This is a genomic window from Streptomyces sp. NBC_00659 (genome assembly GCF_036226925.1).
Classification (GTDB): Bacteria; Actinomycetota; Actinomycetes; order Streptomycetales; family Streptomycetaceae; genus Streptomyces.
Genome location: NZ_CP109031.1, coordinates 2,460,302 through 2,477,189, shown reverse-complemented (window position 1 = coordinate 2,477,189; position 16,888 = coordinate 2,460,302). Strand labels below are relative to the sequence as shown.

Genomic DNA, 16,888 nt, shown 5'->3' with positions numbered 1-16,888 from the left:
TGTCCGGGAAATGTGTTCGGCGTCGAGGGAGGGGGCCCACGTGCTCATCGACACCTACGGCCGGGTGGCCACCGACCTGCGTGTCTCGCTGACGGACCGGTGCAATCTCCGCTGCACGTACTGCATGCCCGAAGAGGGCCTGCAGTGGCTCGCCAAGCCCGACCTGCTCACCGACGACGAGATCGTCCGCCTGATAGAGATCGCGGTCACCCGCCTCGGCATCGAAGAGGTCCGTTTCACCGGAGGCGAGCCCCTGCTGCGCCCCGGCCTCGTCGGCATCGTCGAGCGGGTCGCGGCCCTCGCCCCCCGCCCCCAGATGTCCCTCACGACCAACGGCATCGGCCTCAAGCGCACCGCGGCCGCCCTGAAAGCCGCCGGCCTGGACCGGGTGAACGTCTCGCTGGACACCCTGCGCCCCGACGTCTTCAAGACCCTCACCCGCCGTGACCGCCACAAAGACGTCATCGAGGGCCTCGAAGCCGCCCGTGACGCCGGCCTGACCCCCGTCAAGGTCAACTCGGTCCTCATGCCGGGCCTGAACGCCGACGAAGCCCCGGACCTGCTGGCCTGGGCCGTGGAGCACGACTACGAACTCCGCTTCATCGAGCAGATGCCCCTGGACGCCCAGCACGGCTGGAAGCGCGACGGCATGGTCACCGCCGGGGACATCCTGGCCTCGCTGCGCACCCGCTTCGAGCTCACCGAGGAAGGCGACGGCGAGCGGGGTTCCGCACCCGCCGAGCGCTGGATCGTCGACGGCGGCCCGCAGCGTGTCGGCGTGATCGCCTCGGTCACCCGCCCGTTCTGCTCGGCCTGTGACCGCACCCGCCTCACCGCCGACGGACAGGTGCGCACCTGTCTCTTCGCGACCGAGGAGACCGATCTGCGCGCCGCGCTGCGCTCGGGCGCCCCCGACGAGGAGATCGCCCGCGTCTGGCGCGCCGCGATGTGGGGCAAGAAGGCGGGGGCGGGTCTGGACGACCCGTCGTTCGTCCAGCCCGACCGCCCGATGTCGGCGATCGGCGGCTGACGGCAGCGGCTATTCCTCCCCGCGCTCCGCGGGCCCGGAATCCTCCCACTCGTCGAGGGCGACGACGTCCTTGAGGAAGCCGCGCACCCCGAGAAACGACGACAGGTGCTCGCGGTGCTCCTCGCACGCGAGCCAGGTCTTGCGGCGCTCGGGCGTGTGCAGCTTCGGGTTGTTCCAGGCGAGTACCCACACGGCATCCGCACGGCAGGCCTTGGCCGAGCAGACGGGGGAGGCGGGGCCGGAGCCGGGGGCGTTCGAGATCACCCTGCCGACCCTAGCCGAGGCCTGGCGGCACGCGCCGCGCGCGGTGGGCGGACGGTCCGAGAGCGGGGGCTCCGAGGGCTGAAAAGGCGACGCCGAGCAGCCACGGGGGGAGCTGCCCGGCGTCGGTCCGTCGCTCCGACGGGGGATGCGGAGCGCGTACGAAGTATGTCACGGGTGACCCGCCGCCCGGCACCGGAACAACATGATTGATCTGAGGTTTTCTTGAGCTTGCCCGCAGGCGGATATTCCGTTTTCGGCGAATGCGTCGACGTCCGTCCGGAGCTGAACCGGCTTTGTACCGGGGCGAGTTCACCCGCGGTTCGGCTCCGGTCCGGACTCAGCTCGGGTCGTGCGGCTCGGCCCCCGAACGCGCCTCGGGACCGCTCGCGGCGTCCTCGGGGAACGGCTTCTCGGAGCCGTCCTGCCGGGGCGGCGCGATCATCGGACGCGGCGCGGCGGTGACGAACGTCGAGGGGAGCGAGGGCGCGTTCTCGCGTCCGGCGTTGGCGATGACCACCGCGACGTACGGGAGGAGGATTCCGAGGACCAGAGCGACCAGAGCGACGGGCCGCTGGACGTTCCACAGGACGGCCGCCAGGATCACCGACACCGTGCGGACGGACATCGAGATGACATAGCGGCGCTGCCGGCCGCGCACGTCGTCGTCCAGGCTCTGTCTGGCTCCCGTGATCCGGAAGACCTGGACGTTGCTCTGCTTCCTGATCACACTGCACCACCTGCCTGTGTCGGACGCTCCCCGGTCCGTACCCGGCACGGACCCGTCGAGGAAGCGGGCCCGGACTGCTTCCACGGTACGCCGCGTCTGCGCCGCCTTCGAGACCGGGGCATGTCCCGTCCGGGCGGGCACGGTGCGCCGTAGCGCGTACGGCTCCGCCCGACATGCGCCGTATGGAGGACAGCCAGAGACTGGCGGTACCGCTCACGGGGAGCGGTGGGAGCGGTACGAGGAGGCGGACATGGGCTGGTTGTGGGCGATCATCGTCGGGTTCGTGCTGGGCCTGATCGCCAAGGCGATCATTCCGGGGAAGCAGCACAGCCCTCTCTGGCTGACCACCATCTTCGGCATCCTCGGAGCGATTGTCGGCAACGCGATCGCCCGGGGCATCGGCATCGCCGAGACCAGGGGCATCGACTGGGGACGGCACGCGCTGCAGCTGGCCGCCGCGATCGTGCTCGTCTTCCTCGGCGACATGCTCTACATGGCCCTGCGGGGCGACAAGGTCAAGACCTGAGACGGCCACCGGCCACCCTCCCGGCCCTCCCGGAAACGGCGCTACGACGAAGGGGCAGCTCCGCCAGGAGCTGCCCCTTCGTCCGCGCCTGCGGGTGACGCGGGAGGCCTCAGCCGCCCGTGACCTCGACCGCGGCCAGGCTCTTCTTGCCCCGGCGCAGCACGAGCCAGCGTCCGTGCAGCAGGTCCTCCGCGGCCGGCACCGCGTCCTCGGCGGCGACCTTCACGTTGTTCACGTACGCGCCGCCTTCCTTGACCGTGCGGCGCGCGGCGGACTTGCTGGCCACCAGGCCGACCTCCGCGAAGAGGTCCACCACGGGACCCGCCTCGGCGACCTGGATGTGCGGCACCTCGGACAGGGCCGCGGCGAGCGTCCGCTCGTCGAGGTCGGTCAGCTCGCCCTGCCCGAAGAGGGCCTTGGACGCGGCGATCACGGCGGCCGTCTGGTCGGCGCCGTGCACCAGCGTCGTCAGCTCCTCGGCCAGCGCGCGCTGGGCGGCACGGGCCTGCGGACGCTCCTCGGTCTGCTTCTCCAGCTCCTCCAGCTCCGCGGTGGACCTGAAGGACAGGATGCGCATGTACGTCGAGACGTCCCGGTCGTCCACGTTCAGCCAGAACTGGTAGAACGCGTACGGCGTCGTCATCTCGGGGTCGAGCCAGACGGCGCCGCCCTCGGTCTTGCCGAACTTGGTGCCGTCCGCCTTGACCATCAGCGGCGTCGCCAGCGCGTGGACATGGGCCCCCGGCTCCAGGCGGTGGATCAGGTCCAGGCCCGCCGTGAGGTTGCCCCACTGGTCGCTGCCGCCCTGCTGCAGGGTGCAGCCGTGGCGCCGGTACAGCTCCAGGAAGTCCATGCCCTGCAGCAGCTGGTAGCTGAACTCCGTGTAGCTGATGCCTTCCTCGGACTCCAGGCGACGGGCCACGGAGTCCTTGGTGAGCATCTTGTTGACGCGGAAGTGCTTGCCGATGTCCCGCAGGAACTCGATGGCCGACAGGCCGGCCGTCCAGTCGAGGTTGTTCACCATGACCGCGGCGTTCTCGCCCTCGAAGGACAGGAACGGCTCGATCTGCGACCGCAGTCGCGTCACCCAGTTCGCGACCGTCTCCGGGTCGTTCAGAGTGCGCTCGGCCGTCGGGCGGGGGTCACCGATCTGGCCCGTCGCCCCGCCCACCAGGGCGAGCGGCCGCAGTCCCGCCTGCTGGAGCCGGCGCATCGTGAGCACCTGCACCAGGTGACCGACGTGCAGGCTCGGCGCGGTCGGGTCGAAGCCGCAATAGAACGTGACGGGACCGTCCGCGAGCGCCTTGCGCAAAGCATCTTCGTCGGTGGACAGGGAGAACAGCCCCCGCCACTTCAGCTCGTCGACGATGTCCGTCACTGTTCTCGTATCTCCTTGAGTGGTCTCGTGAATCAGGTACGAGGTTATACGCCCTGGCTGACAGAGCTCATATTGAAGTCCGGCACCCGCAGGGCGGGCATCGCGGCCCTGGTGAACCAGTCGCTCCATTCACGGGGCAGCGTCTTCTCCGTCCGCCCCGCCTCCGTGGCCCGCCCCAGCAGGCCCACCGGCGACTCGTTGAACCGGAAGTTGTTCACCTCGCCGACGACCTCGCCGTTCTCGACGAGGTAGACGCCGTCCCGGGTCAGCCCGGTCAGCAGCAGCGTGGCCGGGTCGACCTCGCGGATGTACCAGAGGCAGGTCAGCAGCAGACCGCGCCCGGTCGCGGCGACCATCTCCTCCAAGGAGCGGTCCTCGCCGCCGTCGAGGACGAGGTTCCCGATCGTCGGCGTCACCGGCAGCCCGGTCAGCCCGGCGCTGTGCCGGGTGGTGGACAGATGCCGCAGCTCGCCCTGCCGGATCCAGTCGGTGGCCTTCAGCGGCAGCCCGTTGTCGAACACGGAGGCGTCGTCGCCCGAGGAGTGCGTGAGGACGAAGGGAGCGGACTCCAGGCCCGGCTCGTTCGGGTCGCTGCGCAGCGTCAGCGGCAGCTCGGTGAGCCGCTCGCCGATCCGGGTGCCGCCCCCGGGTTTGCTGAAGACGGTCCGGCCCTCGGCGGCGTCCCGGGCGGCGGCCGACCACATCTGGTAGATCAGCAGGTCCGCGACCGCGGTCGGCGGCAGCAGGGTCTCGTAGCGCCCGGCGGGCAGCTCGACGCGCCGCTCGGCCCAGCTGAGCCGTACCGCCAGCTCCGCGTCCATCGTGGCCGGGTCGACGTCCTTGAAGTCCCGCGTCGAGCGTCCCGCCCAGGCCGAACGCTTACGGTCCGGGGACTTGGCGTTGACCTCCAGCGTGCCGTTCGGCTGGTCGTGCCGCAGCCGCAGGCCCGTCGACGTGCCTAGGTAGCTGGAGACGAGCTCGTGGTTGGCGAAGCCGTACAGCTCACGGCCGCCCGCACGCGCGCGTGCGAACGCCTCGCCGAGCGCCGGCGCGAAGTCGGCGAAGACGGTGGACGAGGTCTCGGCGGGCGCGTCCGTGAAGTCGGGGGACTCCGGTACGCCCGTCACCAGCGCCCGGCCGTCCTCGGCGGGCCCGGCGCCCCGCGCCGCGGCCTCGGCCGCCCGTACCAGGGGCTCCAGCTCGTCGGCGGTCACGGCCGAGCGCGAGACCACACCGGACGAGGTGCCCTCGCGGCCGTCGACGGTGGCGATCACGGTGAGCGTGCGGCCGCGGGTGACCCCGTTCGTGGTGAGCGCGTTGCCCGCCCAGCGGAGGTTGGCGGTGGACTGCTCGTCGGCGATCACCACACAGCCGTCGGCCCGGGACAGTTCGAGGGCGCGCTCGACGATCTCGTGCGGCTTGTTCGTACGGGCACTCATCGACCGGCCTCCGACGTGGTGTTGAGGATGTTGACACCCTTGAAGAGGGCGGAAGGGCAGCCGTGCGACACCGCGGCGACCTGGCCGGGCTGGGCCTTGCCGCAGTTGAAGGCACCGCCGAGGACGTACGTCTGGGGGCCGCCCACCGCGGCCATCGAGCCCCAGAAGTCGGTGGTCGTCGCCTGGTACGCGACATCACGGAGCTGGCCCGTGATCCGGCCGTTCTCGATCTTGAAGAAGCGCTGGCCGGTGAACTGGAAGTTGTAGCGCTGCATGTCGATGGACCAGGAGCGGTCGCCGACGACGTAGATGCCGCGGTCGACGCCTCCGATCAGGTCCTCGGTGGACAGCCCGCCGGGGTCCGGCGCCAGCGAGACGTTGGCCATCCGCTGCACCGGCACATGCCCGGGGGAGTCGGCGTACGCGCAGCCGTTGGAGCGCTCGAAGCCGGTCAGGCTCGCGATCCGCCGGTCGAGCTGGTACCCGACGAGCGTGCCCTCCTTCACGAGATCCCAGGACTGGCCCTCGACGCCCTCGTCGTCGTACCCGATGGTCGCGAGGCCGTGCTCGGCGGTGCGGTCACCGGTCACGTTCATCAGATCGGAGCCGTACCTGAGCTTGCCGAGCTGGTCGAAGGTGGCGAAGGAGGTCCCGGCGTACGCGGCCTCGTAGCCGAGCGCGCGGTCCAGCTCGGTGGCGTGCCCGATGGACTCGTGGATGGTCAGCCACAGGTTGGACGGGTCGACGACGAGGTCGTACAGCCCCGCCTCGACGCTCGGCGCCCGCATCTTCTCCGCGAGCAGTACGGGAATCCGCTCCAGCTCGGAGTCCCAGTCCCAGCCGGTGCCCAGCAGGTACTCCCAGCCGCGCCCGACCGGCGGCGCGATCGTCCGCATCGAGTCGAACTCGCCGCTGGAGTCGTCGACGGCCACCGCGGTGAGCTGCGGGTGGAGCCGCACCCGCTGCTGCGTGGTCACGGTCCCGGCGGTGTCCGCGTAGAACTTGTTCTCGTGCACGGTCAGCAGGGACGCGTCGACGTGGTTGACGCCCTCGGCCGCCAGCAGCCGCGCGCTCCAGTCGGCCAGCAGCCCCGCCTTGTCCTCGTCCGGCACGGAGAAGGGGTCGATCTCGTACGACGAGACCCACGTCTTCTCGGCGTGCACCGGTTCCCGGGCCAGCTCCACCCGCTCGTCCGACCCGGCCGCCTTGATCACCTGGGCCGACAGCTTGGCCATCGCCACCGCCTGCGAGGCGACCTTCGCGGCCGCGTCCATCGTCAGGTCGACGCCCGACGCGAACCCCCAGGTCCCGCCGTGCACGACCCGTACGGCGTACCCCAGGTCCGTGGTGTCCGACGATCCGGCCGGCTTGGCGTCGCGCAGCCGCCAGGACGCGCTGCGCACCCGCTCGAACCGGAAGTCCGCATGGTCGGCGCCCAGCGCCCGCGCCCGCGCGAGCGCGGCGTCGGCGAGTGCGCGCAGCGGTAGCGCCGTGAAGGCTTCGTCGATGGAATGAGGCACCGAGGTCTCCCTGCTGTCGTGGCCCGTCGGGTCCGATCATGTCGCGCGGGCGGGTCCGGCGGCCACGCCTTTGCCGTGACCGGGCGCGTCTTTCGGCCGCGAGGCGTCCGTCTTCAGGCCGTGGAGCCCCGGCTTTCTGTAGGGATCCGACAGCAGCGACCCGAACCCACTGTCGGTGCCCGATTCTCTGGGAGGCCTGGCGGACCGATAGGTTTTCGGGGAAGGCGCCTGTATTGCAGGGGTTTCAGTCCGCTAACGAAAGGGTGATCCGTTGAGCCGCTCGGTTCTCGTCACCGGAGGCAACCGGGGCATCGGCCTCGCCATCGCCCGCGCATTCGCCGACGCAGGCGACAAGGTCGCGATCACGTACCGGTCCGGTGAGCCGCCGGCCGCCCTGACGGAATTGGGGTGCCTGGCGGTCAAGTGCGACATCACCGACACCGAGCAGGTGGAGCAGGCCTACAAGGAGATCGAGGCCGAGCACGGCCCGGTCGAGGTCCTCATCGCCAACGCCGGCGTCACCAAGGACCAGTTGCTGATGCGCATGTCCGAGGAGGACTTCACCTCGGTCATCGACACGAACCTCACCGGCACCTTCCGCGTGGTCAAGCGCGCCAACCGGGGCATGCTGCGGGCCAAGAAGGGCCGCGTCGTGCTCATCTCCTCGGTCGTCGGGCTGCTCGGCTCGGCGGGGCAGGCCAACTACGCCGCGTCCAAGGCCGCCCTTGTCGGCTTCGCGCGGTCGCTCGCCCGCGAGCTCGGCTCGCGCAACATCACCTTCAACGTCGTCGCGCCCGGCTTCGTCGACACCGACATGACGCAGGCGCTCACCGAGGAGCAGCGCGGCAACATCGTGTCGCAGGTACCGCTGGGCCGTTACGCGCAGCCCGAGGAGATCGCCGCGACGGTGCGGTTCCTCGCCTCGGACGACGCCTCGTACATCACTGGAGCCGTCATCCCTGTTGACGGCGGACTGGGAATGGGTCACTGATCACCATGAGTGGAATCCTCGAGGGCAAGCGCGTCCTGATCACCGGTGTGCTGACGGAGGCCTCCATCGCCTTCCACACGGCGAAGCTGGCCCAGGAGCAGGGCGCCGAGATCATCCTCACCGCGTTCCCGCGGCCCACGCTGACCGAGCGCATCGCCAAGAAGCTGCCCAAGCCCACCAAGGTCATCGAACTCGACGTCACCAACGACGAGCACCTGGGCCGGCTGGCCGACGTCGTCGGTCAGGAGCTCGGCGGCCTGGACGGCGTCGTGCACTCCATCGGCTTCGCGCCGCAGGACGCGCTCGGCGGCAACTTCCTCAACACGCCGTTCGAGTCGGTCGCCACCGCCATGCACGTCTCGGCGTTCTCCCTGAAGTCGCTGACCATGGCCTGCCTGCCGCTGATGCAGAACGGCGGCTCGGTCGTCGGTCTCACCTTCGACGCCTCGTTCGCCTGGCCGCAGTACGACTGGATGGGCCCGGCGAAGGCCGCCCTGGAGGCCACCAGCCGCTACATGGCGCGCGACCTGGGCAAGCAGAACATCCGCTGCAACCTCGTCTCGGCGGGCCCGCTCGGCTCCATGGCCGCCAAGTCCATCCCGGGCTTCGGCGAGCTGGCCTCCGTGTGGGACAACCGCTCCCCGCTGGAGTGGGACCTCAAGGACCCGGAGCCGGCCGGACGCGGTGTCGTCGCTCTCCTGAGCGACTGGTTCCCGAAGACCACGGGCGAGATCGTCCACGTGGACGGCGGCCTGCACGCCATCGGCGCGTAAACGCTTACGCCCGGTTCCGACGCCCCGTTTCCCGCAACGCGCGGGGAGCGGGGCGTCGCCCGTTCGGCCCAGTCGGCCGGGCGGGCGGGACCCCCTGACCGGCACTCTGGGAGAACGCACCGCCCGCCCCGCAGCCTTACGGCCGAGGAGGTCCCCTTGTGCGCCTGTCCCGCCGCTTCGTTCCGGTGTCCGCCGCTGTCGCTCTGGTTCTGGCCGTTCCGTACGACGCGATGTCCCACCCTCGCGCGCAGGGTGGGAACGAAGGGTCTGTGAACGAAGGGTCCCCGCGGGCTGCCGGGAACAAGGGGGCGCGGCGGCCGGCCGTGCCCCAGCCGTTCGGCGCCGAGTGCCGGATCACCGTCACCGGCTCCCGGGCCGTCGCGTACTGCCACAACCCCTATGTGGGCACCGACCGCGTCGCCCTGCACGTCGAATGCGCCCGCTGGTGGGACATCGACAGCGACAGCGCCCCGGTCGAGGTCGGACCGGCGACGACCGTCCGGCTGACCGGCCGCTGCTGGAAGGAGATCCGCGCGGTCTGGATCACCCATGAGGACTGAGATCCGCCGGCCCCGGGCTTCCGCGCCCGTCCCGGGGCCGGCGCTCCGTGTCCGTGCCTGCTCCCGGCGGGCCGGGCCGGCGCTCCGTGCCCGTGCCTACTCCCGGGCTCCCGGCGGGCCGGGCCGGCACTGGAAGGGATAGCTCGCGGCCTCCGCGGCCGCCGCCTCCGTGTCGCCCGTCCTGATCGCGTCGACGAGCAGGGCATGGTCCATGTACGACTCCGGCGTCAGCTCCTTGCCGACGTCCACGCGCAGCCAGTCGCGCAGCACCTCGCCCAGATCCGCGTGCATCGCCGTCATGACGTCGTTGTGGGACGCGGCCACCACCGCCAGGTGGAAGGTCGCGTCGGCGGCCACGAAGGCCTCCGCGTCGCCCGACTCCCAGGCCTCCTCACGGCGTACGAGGAGTGCCTCCAACTGCTTGAGATCGCGTTCCGTGCGCCGTTCGGCGGCCAGCCGCGCGGCGCTCGACTCCAGCGTGGAGCGCAGTTCGGCGATGTGCCGCGGATCGGCGTCCGCGAACCGGCGGTGCATCACGCCCGCCAGCTCGCTGGTCGCCACGACGTAGGTGCCCGATCCCTGCCGGATGTCCAGCAGCCCGTTGTGGGCGAGTGCCCGGACCGCCTCGCGCACGGTGTTGCGGGCGACGCCGAGCTGGTCGACGAGCTCCGGCTCGGTGGGGATACGGGAGCCCACCGGCCACTCGCCCGAGGTGATCTGGTTCCGCAGCTCGGCGATGACCTGCTCGGACAGGGCCGAACGGCGGGGATGGCTCAGCGGCATGACGGTCCTTCGTACGGGCCCGGGTGTGATCGTTCGCGCGGGGCCGGAGATTCCGGAGATTAACGCAGCGGCATTGGACAGCCAATCATCCCATGATTCTATGATGGCCTCATGGTCCCCGAGGAAACCCGCACGCCGACACGGCCTCCCGTGATACGCCGCCCCACCGGCAGCACGTCACCCGCAACGCCCCTCCCGCGCGCGTGGACGACACGGCTCATGGTGGCCGGCATCGTCCTCGCCGCCCTCAACCTGCGCCCGGCCATCACGAGCCTGGGCGCCCTCCTCGAAGAGGTGCGCGACGGCCTCGGTATGAGCGGCGGCACCGCGGGACTGCTCACCTCCGTGCCATCTCTGTGCTTCGCCGTCTTCGGCGTGACGGCACCGCGGCTCGCCCGCCGTTTCGGGCCCGCCGCCGTGGTCTGCGCGGGCATGGTCGCCATCGCGACCGGCCTCGCCGTGCGTCCGTACATCGGGGGAACGGCCGGCTTCCTGGCCATGAGCGCGCTCGCGCTCATGGGCATCGCCGTCAGCAACGTCCTGATGCCGGTGATCGTCAAACGCTGGTTCCCCGACAGGGTCGGCTCCATGACGGGCCTGTACTCGATGGCCCTGGCCCTGGGCACGTCCGCCGCCGCGGCGGCGACCGTCCCCATGACCGACGCCCTCGGCGGCGACTGGCGCTCCGGTCTCGTGGTGTGGGCGGGACTCGCGGCGGCGGCCGTCCTGCCGTGGGTGCTGCTGGTACGAGCGCGGGGCGCCGGTCCCGGCACCGGTGACCGTGAACCGGCCGCGTCCGGCGCGTCCCGTACCGGATACCGCGCGCCCGCCGCAGCCACCGCGCCCTCCTCCGCCACCGCGTCCCGTACCGGTGACCGCGCGCCCGCCGCCGCGTCCCGTGCAGGTGTCCCGGCGCCCGCTGCCGCCGCCGTCACCCGCCACGCGCCCGAGGGACTGCGCATCACCCGCAGCCGTACCGCCTGGGCCCTGGCCGTCTTCTTCGGCCTCCAGGCGACCGCCGCCTACATCACGATGGGCTGGATGGCCCAGATCTTCCGCGACGCGGGCGTCGCCGCCGGCACCGCGGGACTGCTCCTCGCCGTCACGATGGTGATGGGCGTGCCGCTGGCCTTCGTCATCCCGCGTCTCGCCACCCGCCTGCCCCGGCAGGGGCCCATCGTGGTCGTCCTCGGCCTCTGCGGACTCGCCGGATACGCGGGCCTCTACCTGGCCCCGGCGGCGGGCGCCTGGGCCTGGGCGCTGTTGCTCGGCGTCTCCAACTGCGCCTTCCCGCTGGCACTGACCATGGTCGGCATGCGCGCCCGCACCGGCGCCGGTGTCGCCGAACTGTCGGCGTTCGCCCAGAGCGCCGGTTACCTGATCTCGATCCCGGGCCCGCTGCTCGTGGGCGTGCTCTACCAGCACAGCGGCGGCTGGGGCCTGCCGCTCGCGCTGATGGCCGGGCTGATGGTCCCGCAGATCGCCGTCGGCATCATGGCGGGCCGCGACCGCACGGTGGAGGACGAGGCCGCCGGATGACCCCGGCTCCCGGAATCGGCCCCGGCAGCGGTACGGCGGAGCCCGGAAATGGGCCCCGGCGGAGCCCGGAAGCGGGGCCCCGGCGGCGGTACGGCGGACGAAGGGTGCGAGACTGGCCGTATGCCTGTGCTCGACCCGAACCCCCAGAACGGCCAGAAGAAGCTGCTGCTCGTGCTCGGCGCGATGCTGGCCATCACAGTGATCATCGGCATCATCGCGTCCGTCGCCTCCCCCTGACCGTCGCCTCCCGGTGACCGGCGGGGCCCCGGGCCCGGTGGCGTCGCGCCGACCGCCGTCGCACCGGTGCCGTGACGCCCCGCACGCCCCTCCGGCCCGCGCCGTCCGTGACATCGGCCGGCCCTCGCGCCCGGAGGTAGGGATAACCCCCCATCCCCTAGGGGGTGAGTGTCAGGGTCAAGTGGGTGGATCACCGGATGGGCCGAGGGCGGCGGATTCCGTAGCTTCGAATCGTGACCGCGAACCGCGGCCAGGGACCACTCGAAGACTCACGGAGGCGGCATGTCGGCCCCTACGCACACCCGCCCCCACCCGGCGACCACGGGACGCGTGGACATCCGGCTGCCCTGGTGGGCCCTCGCTCTGCCCACGCTCGCCTTCGTCACCCTGCTGCTCATGATCCTCAACCCGGCGGACGCGCACGCCGCGACCGGCGACCCGGCGATCACCCACCTGTTCGAGCGCGTCCAGCAAGCGGTCATGCACAACGCTCCGTGAGCCGCGGACCCCGGGCCCGGCCGCCGCGCACCAGGGAGTCCGGGCCCGCCCCGGCCCCCTTCGCGGGGGATGCCATTCCCCCTGACGGAGCAGGGCGTCACCCTCGCCGGGGGACCGCATCAACTCCCTGCGCCCCATGGCATGTTTCGTGCGAAGCTGGGACGCATGAGCGTCGCAGAATCCCGCAGGATCGTCCTCTTCCGGCATGCGAAAGCCGACTGGCCGCAGATGTCCGACCATGAGCGGCCGCTCTCCGACCGGGGCCGCATGGACGCCGCCGTCGCCGGACGCAGGCTGGCCGACAGCGGCATCCCCCTGGACCTGGCCCTCTGCTCCACCGCGATCCGGACTCGCGAGACATGGAAGCACGCCGTCCAGGAGCTCCCGCACCGGCCGAAAACGGTCTACGAGGAGCGGATCTACGAAGCCTCGCCCGGCGAGCTGATCGCGGTGCTCAACGAAACCCCGGACGACGCCCGGAACGCGATCCTGATCGGCCACAACCCGGGCGTGCACGGCCTCGCCGAGGTCCTGGCGGGCCGGGCGGAGGGCGACACCCGCGCCCGGATGAACGCCCACGGCTTCCACACCGCCGCGTTCGCGGTCCTCGCCTTCGACGGCCCCTGGAAGTCCCTCGAACCCGGATCGGCCACCCTGACCGACTACTGGGCCCCGACGGAGTGAACCCGCCACGACGACGGATGGGGGCCCGGCACCGTCACGGTGCCGGGCCCCCATCCGTCGTCGGGACCGTCACTCAGCCGGCGTTCTCGTCCTCGTGCATGTCGGCGGCCTCGACCTCTTCACGGGTCACGCCCAGCAGATACAGGACCGTGTCGAGGAACGGGAAGTTCACCGCGGTGTGCGCGGCCTGCCGTACGACCGGCTTCGCGTTGAACGCGACCCCGAGACCGGCGGCGTTGAGCATGTCGAGGTCGTTGGCGCCGTCGCCGATCGCCACGGTCTGGGCCAGTGGAACGCCGGCCTCGGCGGCGAACCGGCGCAGCAGCCGCGCCTTGCCCGCCCGGTCCACGATCTCGCCGGTGACCCGCCCGGTCAGTTTCCCGTCGACGATCTCCAGGGTGTTGGCCTGGGCGAAGTCGAGCCCGAGCCGCTCCTTCAGATCGTCGGTGACCTGGGTGAACCCGCCGGAGACTACGCCGACTTGGAAGCCGAGCCGCTTCAGCGTACGAATCAGGGTCCGCGCGCCCGGCGTCAGCCGTACCTCCTCGCGCACCTTCTGCACCACCGACGCGTCGAGCCCCTCGAGGAGCGCCACGCGCGCGTGCAGGGACTGCTCGAAGTCCAGCTCACCGCGCATCGCGGCCGCCGTGACCTCGGCGACCTTCTCCTCGCACCCGGCGTGTGCCGCGAAGAGCTCGATCACCTCGTCCTGGATGAGCGTGGAGTCCACGTCCATCACGACGAGCCGCTGGGCCCGCCGGTGCAGGCCCGCCGCCACGACCGCGATGTCGACACCGAGTGCCGAGGCCTCGGTCACCAGCGCGGTCCGCAGCACCTCGGTCTCCGTACCGGACACCGCGAACTCGACCGCGGTCACCGGGTACTTGGCCAGCCGGAAGATACGGTCGATGTTGCCGCCCGTCTTCGTGATCCGCGCGGCGATGGCGGCCGTCGACTCCGCGGTGAGCGGATGTCCGAGCACCGTGACCAGCGAACGTCCCGAGCCGCGCGGGCGGTTGTCGCCGAGGCCGGAGATGATCTCCGCCTGCATCTTCATCGACTCCGCCCAGCTGTGGACGGTCGACCGGAGATCGCCTTCGAGGCTTGCGGGCGGCTCGGTCACGAGCGCGCACAGCACGATCCGGCCCCGGGTGACGACCTGCTCGATGTCGACCACGTCGACGGAGTAGGCGGCGAGGGTGTCGAAGAGTCCGGCGGTGATGCCCGGCCGGTCCTTGCCGAAGATCTTGACAAGAAGAGTGGGCACATCAGGGGTATGTGAAGCGCTCATGGTATTTCCCACCGTATCCGGCACCCAGTGCCTTCCGCCCGCCCGGTCCGCCTAGCGGACACGGAACACTGGGTGACGCCCGCAGGACCCACGGGTGACGAACGTCCACCCGGCCGGCCCGGGGACCTCCCCACGGCACCCCGCACCCTCCGGTTCACCTCACCCCCGGTCCCACGTGCCCCACAACTTGTTCCTCGCCCCCTCCGCCCCTACCCTTCCCACCCCTGGGGCTCCGCCCCGGACCCCGCTCCTCAAACGCCGGAGGGGCTGAAATTCACGCCCGTGAGGGCCGACACCCAAGCCACCACACACTCGCGGTGAACGGCCTAAACCACGACGTATTCGCGGCCGGGATTCGGCGGAAGGGGCCGTGCCGGTACATCGGATGCCCGTCGCTTACGCCCGGATCGAGCAGCGGCTCCCCGGAAAACTCACGTCTGATCCAACGGCGACGGGCGGATGTACCGGCACGGCCCCGACCCACCCACCGAACGACACCGCAAACGCCGGCGCAGCGAACCCGCACGGCCCCGCCCCCACCGGACCGAGACCCGCGAACGCCGGCGCAGCGAACCGTCCTCAACGCCGGGGCCGACGCGGAGGCGGCGGCCCCTCGTCCGGCGGCGGCGGAACAGGCGGCGGGGGAGGCAGCGGCGGCGGCCCGTCCGGCCGCCGCTTCGACGACGGCCCGATCGGTCCCACCACGGTCGGCGCCCCGTACACATCACCCGGTGCCCGGGAACGAGAACCCCTCGGAGCCGCTCTCCGGTCCTCCGGTTCCCGCAACTCGTCCGGAACCCTCAGGTAGGGATTGGTGTCAGGGTTGGGCGCCCGGTACGACCCCCGAGGCCGATACGGCCCGACCGTCCCACCATCAGCAGCACCAGCACCATCAAGCCCATCGGATCCCGCAGCCCCCCAGGACCCCCCAGAAACCCCTGGTCCTTCTGGCCCCCCAAGCCCCCCAGCCTCCCCGTCCCCCCATGCCACCCCGGCAGCAAGGGCAGCCCCGGCGACCCTCCGCCCCGCGGCCCCGCTCGACCGAGCCAGCAACGCCCCCGCGCCCCCCGCCCCCGCCCCCCACAGCGCACCCAGCACCAGCGCCATCCCCAGGCGCCCGCGCAGCTCGATCCCCGCCCCGAAGGCGTCGAACCCGAACACGGACAGGGAGGCGTCCACCGACACCTCCGTCAGCCAGGCGAGCAGCGGCAGTGCCAGCGCCGTCACGACCCCCAGCCGAAGTGCGCAGCGCCCGGCGAACCGCAGCGCACTGTCCCCCCGTCCATCCGGCCCCCCCGAACCTCCCCCCGCCGTCGCACCGACCGCCCGTACGAATGGCGTACGCGCAGCCGTCAGGACGCCCGCGTACAGCATCATCAGAGCGGCCGCGAGCGCCAACAGCCATACGCGCCCGTCGAGTTCGGCGAGCCGTCCGAGGGTGACGGGCCGGGACGCGTCGGCGGTCAGCAGCTTGTCGAGGGGGTCGGGCAACAGCTTGGCGAGCTCGCCCGTGGCCTTGCCGTCCCAGGGGACGAAGAGCCCGAGGGGGATGCCGAGCCACACGCCGTTGGGCGCGCCGAGCAGCGCGGCTCCCGCGATCCGCTTCGGGTGGTCGTCGCCGATCGCCGCGTACGCGGCCGCCGCGAGCCCGGCGAGGACGGCGACCAGCAGGACGGTGACGAGCGAGGAGACGGCCGGCCGTACCGCGCGGTGCACGGCGTCCCAGCCGCGCGGCAACGGCGTACGCCGGGAGGCCAGCAGCGCGATCAGCAGCACCGCGGCGGCCCACGTGGCTCCGCCGAGCAGGGTCGGCACGGTGTCGACGGAGAACCCCACGGCCGCCTTGGCCTTCACGAGGTCGTCGATCCTGCCGGGCAGCAGTCCGCCGAGGTCCCCGAGGCCGCCGGGGAGTTTGTCGGTGATGGAACCGAGCCCGCCGTCACCGCCCGCGGCCTTGCCGAGTCCGAGCTTGTCGCCGTCGATCGTGATGACGTCGTGTCCGGCCCAGGCGAGCCCGCCCAGGGTCGCCACGAACAGGGCGACCACCGAGCCCGCGCGCGCCAGGAGTTCGGCCGGTGTGATGACGACTCCCGCCCCGCGCAAGGAGCGCAGGAAGAACCACGACAGCAGCAGGGCACCGACCAGCCCGACGCCGAGCGGCGTGATCTGTATGGCGGTGTGCGCCTGCGCTCCCTTCAGCCCGAAGGCCGAGACGTTGCCGGAGGGTGTCACCGTGCCGCCCGCTCCGAGCGCCACCATCGCGGCGGTCATGGGGCCGAGCGAGGCCGCCGCGTCCGCCCCGAGCAGGTGCAGACCGAGCGCGGCGGTGCCCGCCATCCCGATCAGCGCCCAGCTCACGGAGGCGACCGCCGACAACAGCACGTCCCCCCACGGCACCCTCCTGGCGCTCCCGCCGTGGTGCATGGTCCCGATGCTCATCGCCAGACCCCCCGATCAGCGCCGCGGTGATCCCGCGCATGTCCCCCTCGTGTGGGATTACCACTCTCCGGGCCGGTTTCAACCCCGTCAACGGATACGGGCAACCCGCCCGTCACCGACGTTCACAAGGCCCGACTTTCGGTCAGGGGGCCTGAACTGAAATAGTTCCCCACGATGTTCGACATCCCTAGACTCCCTGTGATGGGGGA

At 71.6% G+C, this 16,888-nt stretch carries 17 protein-coding genes; 9 read left to right on the top strand and 8 right to left on the bottom strand.

The annotated features are described in order from the left end of the window. Positions 1-40: 40 nt before the first annotated feature. The gene (gene moaA / locus OG410_RS10710) at positions 41-1,030 is read left to right on the top strand and encodes a GTP 3',8-cyclase MoaA (protein ID WP_329298901.1); all 990 of its coding nucleotides are present in this window, start codon (positions 41-43) and stop codon (positions 1,028-1,030) included. A 9-nt stretch (positions 1,031-1,039) separates the two neighbouring features. On the opposite strand, the gene OG410_RS10705 is transcribed toward moaA, so the two are convergent. Then, positions 1,040-1,294 (bottom strand): hypothetical protein, encoded by a 255-nt coding sequence (locus OG410_RS10705; RefSeq protein WP_329298900.1) that lies wholly within the window; start codon positions 1,292-1,294, stop codon positions 1,040-1,042. Positions 1,295-1,631: 337 nt separating this feature from the next. Then, positions 1,632-2,018 carry a DUF3099 domain-containing protein gene (locus OG410_RS10700; RefSeq protein ID WP_329304083.1) on the bottom strand — a complete coding sequence of 129 codons (387 nt, stop codon included), beginning with the start codon at positions 2,016-2,018 and terminating at the stop codon, positions 1,632-1,634. 253 nt (positions 2,019-2,271) lie between these two features. On the opposite strand from OG410_RS10700, the gene OG410_RS10695 reads away from it, so the two are divergent. Further along, a complete protein-coding gene (locus OG410_RS10695; protein WP_326788582.1) occupies positions 2,272-2,547 on the top strand; it encodes a GlsB/YeaQ/YmgE family stress response membrane protein in 276 nt (91 codons plus the stop codon). Between the two features lie 109 nt (positions 2,548-2,656). On the opposite strand, the gene tyrS is transcribed toward OG410_RS10695, so the two are convergent. The 3 genes from tyrS to OG410_RS10680 are packed head-to-tail and all read right to left on the bottom strand — an operon-like array spanning position 2,657 to position 6,884. Further along, positions 2,657-3,925, bottom strand: a complete 1,269-nt coding sequence (gene tyrS / locus OG410_RS10690) for a tyrosine--tRNA ligase (RefSeq protein WP_329298899.1) — start codon at positions 3,923-3,925, stop codon at positions 2,657-2,659. 44 nt (positions 3,926-3,969) lie between these two features. Next, positions 3,970-5,364 carry a metallopeptidase TldD-related protein gene (locus OG410_RS10685; protein ID WP_329298898.1) on the bottom strand — a complete coding sequence of 465 codons (1,395 nt, stop codon included), beginning with the start codon at positions 5,362-5,364 and terminating at the stop codon, positions 3,970-3,972. Continuing rightward, positions 5,361-6,884: a TldD/PmbA family protein gene (locus OG410_RS10680; RefSeq protein ID WP_329298897.1), complete on the bottom strand. Its 1,524-nt coding sequence runs from the start codon at positions 6,882-6,884 to the stop codon at positions 5,361-5,363. Before OG410_RS10680 ends, OG410_RS10685 begins: the two co-directional genes overlap by 4 nt. Positions 6,885-7,155: 271 nt before the next feature. Here OG410_RS10680 and fabG point away from each other — a divergent pair, with 271 nt between their 5' ends. The 3 genes from fabG (at position 7,156) to OG410_RS10665 (ending at position 9,208) form a co-directional block, all read left to right on the top strand. Then, positions 7,156-7,875 carry a 3-oxoacyl-[acyl-carrier-protein] reductase gene (gene fabG / locus OG410_RS10675; protein WP_329298896.1) on the top strand — a complete coding sequence of 240 codons (720 nt, stop codon included), beginning with the start codon at positions 7,156-7,158 and terminating at the stop codon, positions 7,873-7,875. A 5-nt stretch (positions 7,876-7,880) separates the two neighbouring features. Continuing rightward, positions 7,881-8,648 carry an enoyl-ACP reductase FabI gene (fabI, locus tag OG410_RS10670; protein ID WP_329298895.1) on the top strand — a complete coding sequence of 256 codons (768 nt, stop codon included), beginning with the start codon at positions 7,881-7,883 and terminating at the stop codon, positions 8,646-8,648. 158 nt (positions 8,649-8,806) lie between these two features. Next, complete coding sequence (locus OG410_RS10665) at positions 8,807-9,208, top strand: hypothetical protein (RefSeq protein ID WP_329298894.1); 402 nt, start codon at positions 8,807-8,809, stop codon at positions 9,206-9,208. A 96-nt stretch (positions 9,209-9,304) separates the two neighbouring features. Here OG410_RS10665 and OG410_RS10660 read toward each other — a convergent pair whose 3' ends face one another. Beyond that, positions 9,305-9,991 (bottom strand): FadR/GntR family transcriptional regulator, encoded by a 687-nt coding sequence (locus OG410_RS10660; protein WP_329298893.1) that lies wholly within the window; start codon positions 9,989-9,991, stop codon positions 9,305-9,307. Between the two features lie 111 nt (positions 9,992-10,102). Here OG410_RS10660 and OG410_RS10655 point away from each other — a divergent pair, with 111 nt between their 5' ends. From OG410_RS10655 to OG410_RS10640, 4 genes are all read left to right on the top strand, one after another. Further along, positions 10,103-11,530, top strand: coding sequence for a CynX/NimT family MFS transporter (locus OG410_RS10655; RefSeq protein WP_329298892.1), 1,428 nt, complete (start codon positions 10,103-10,105; stop codon positions 11,528-11,530). Positions 11,531-11,650: 120 nt separating this feature from the next. Next, positions 11,651-11,767, top strand: coding sequence for an SGM_5486 family transporter-associated protein (locus tag OG410_RS10650; protein ID WP_326788600.1), 117 nt, complete (start codon positions 11,651-11,653; stop codon positions 11,765-11,767). 282 nt (positions 11,768-12,049) lie between these two features. Continuing rightward, positions 12,050-12,265 (top strand): hypothetical protein, encoded by a 216-nt coding sequence (locus tag OG410_RS10645; protein ID WP_329298891.1) that lies wholly within the window; start codon positions 12,050-12,052, stop codon positions 12,263-12,265. 165 nt (positions 12,266-12,430) lie between these two features. Then, complete coding sequence (locus OG410_RS10640) at positions 12,431-12,949, top strand: SixA phosphatase family protein (RefSeq protein WP_329298890.1); 519 nt, start codon at positions 12,431-12,433, stop codon at positions 12,947-12,949. Between the two features lie 73 nt (positions 12,950-13,022). Here OG410_RS10640 and serB read toward each other — a convergent pair whose 3' ends face one another. Together serB and OG410_RS10630 are read right to left on the bottom strand one after the other, a co-directional pair. Next, complete coding sequence (gene serB, locus OG410_RS10635) at positions 13,023-14,240, bottom strand: phosphoserine phosphatase SerB (RefSeq protein ID WP_326788603.1); 1,218 nt, start codon at positions 14,238-14,240, stop codon at positions 13,023-13,025. A 579-nt stretch (positions 14,241-14,819) separates the two neighbouring features. Continuing rightward, complete coding sequence (locus tag OG410_RS10630) at positions 14,820-16,679, bottom strand: streptophobe family protein (protein WP_329298889.1); 1,860 nt, start codon at positions 16,677-16,679, stop codon at positions 14,820-14,822. Positions 16,680-16,888: the final 209 nt, after the last annotated feature.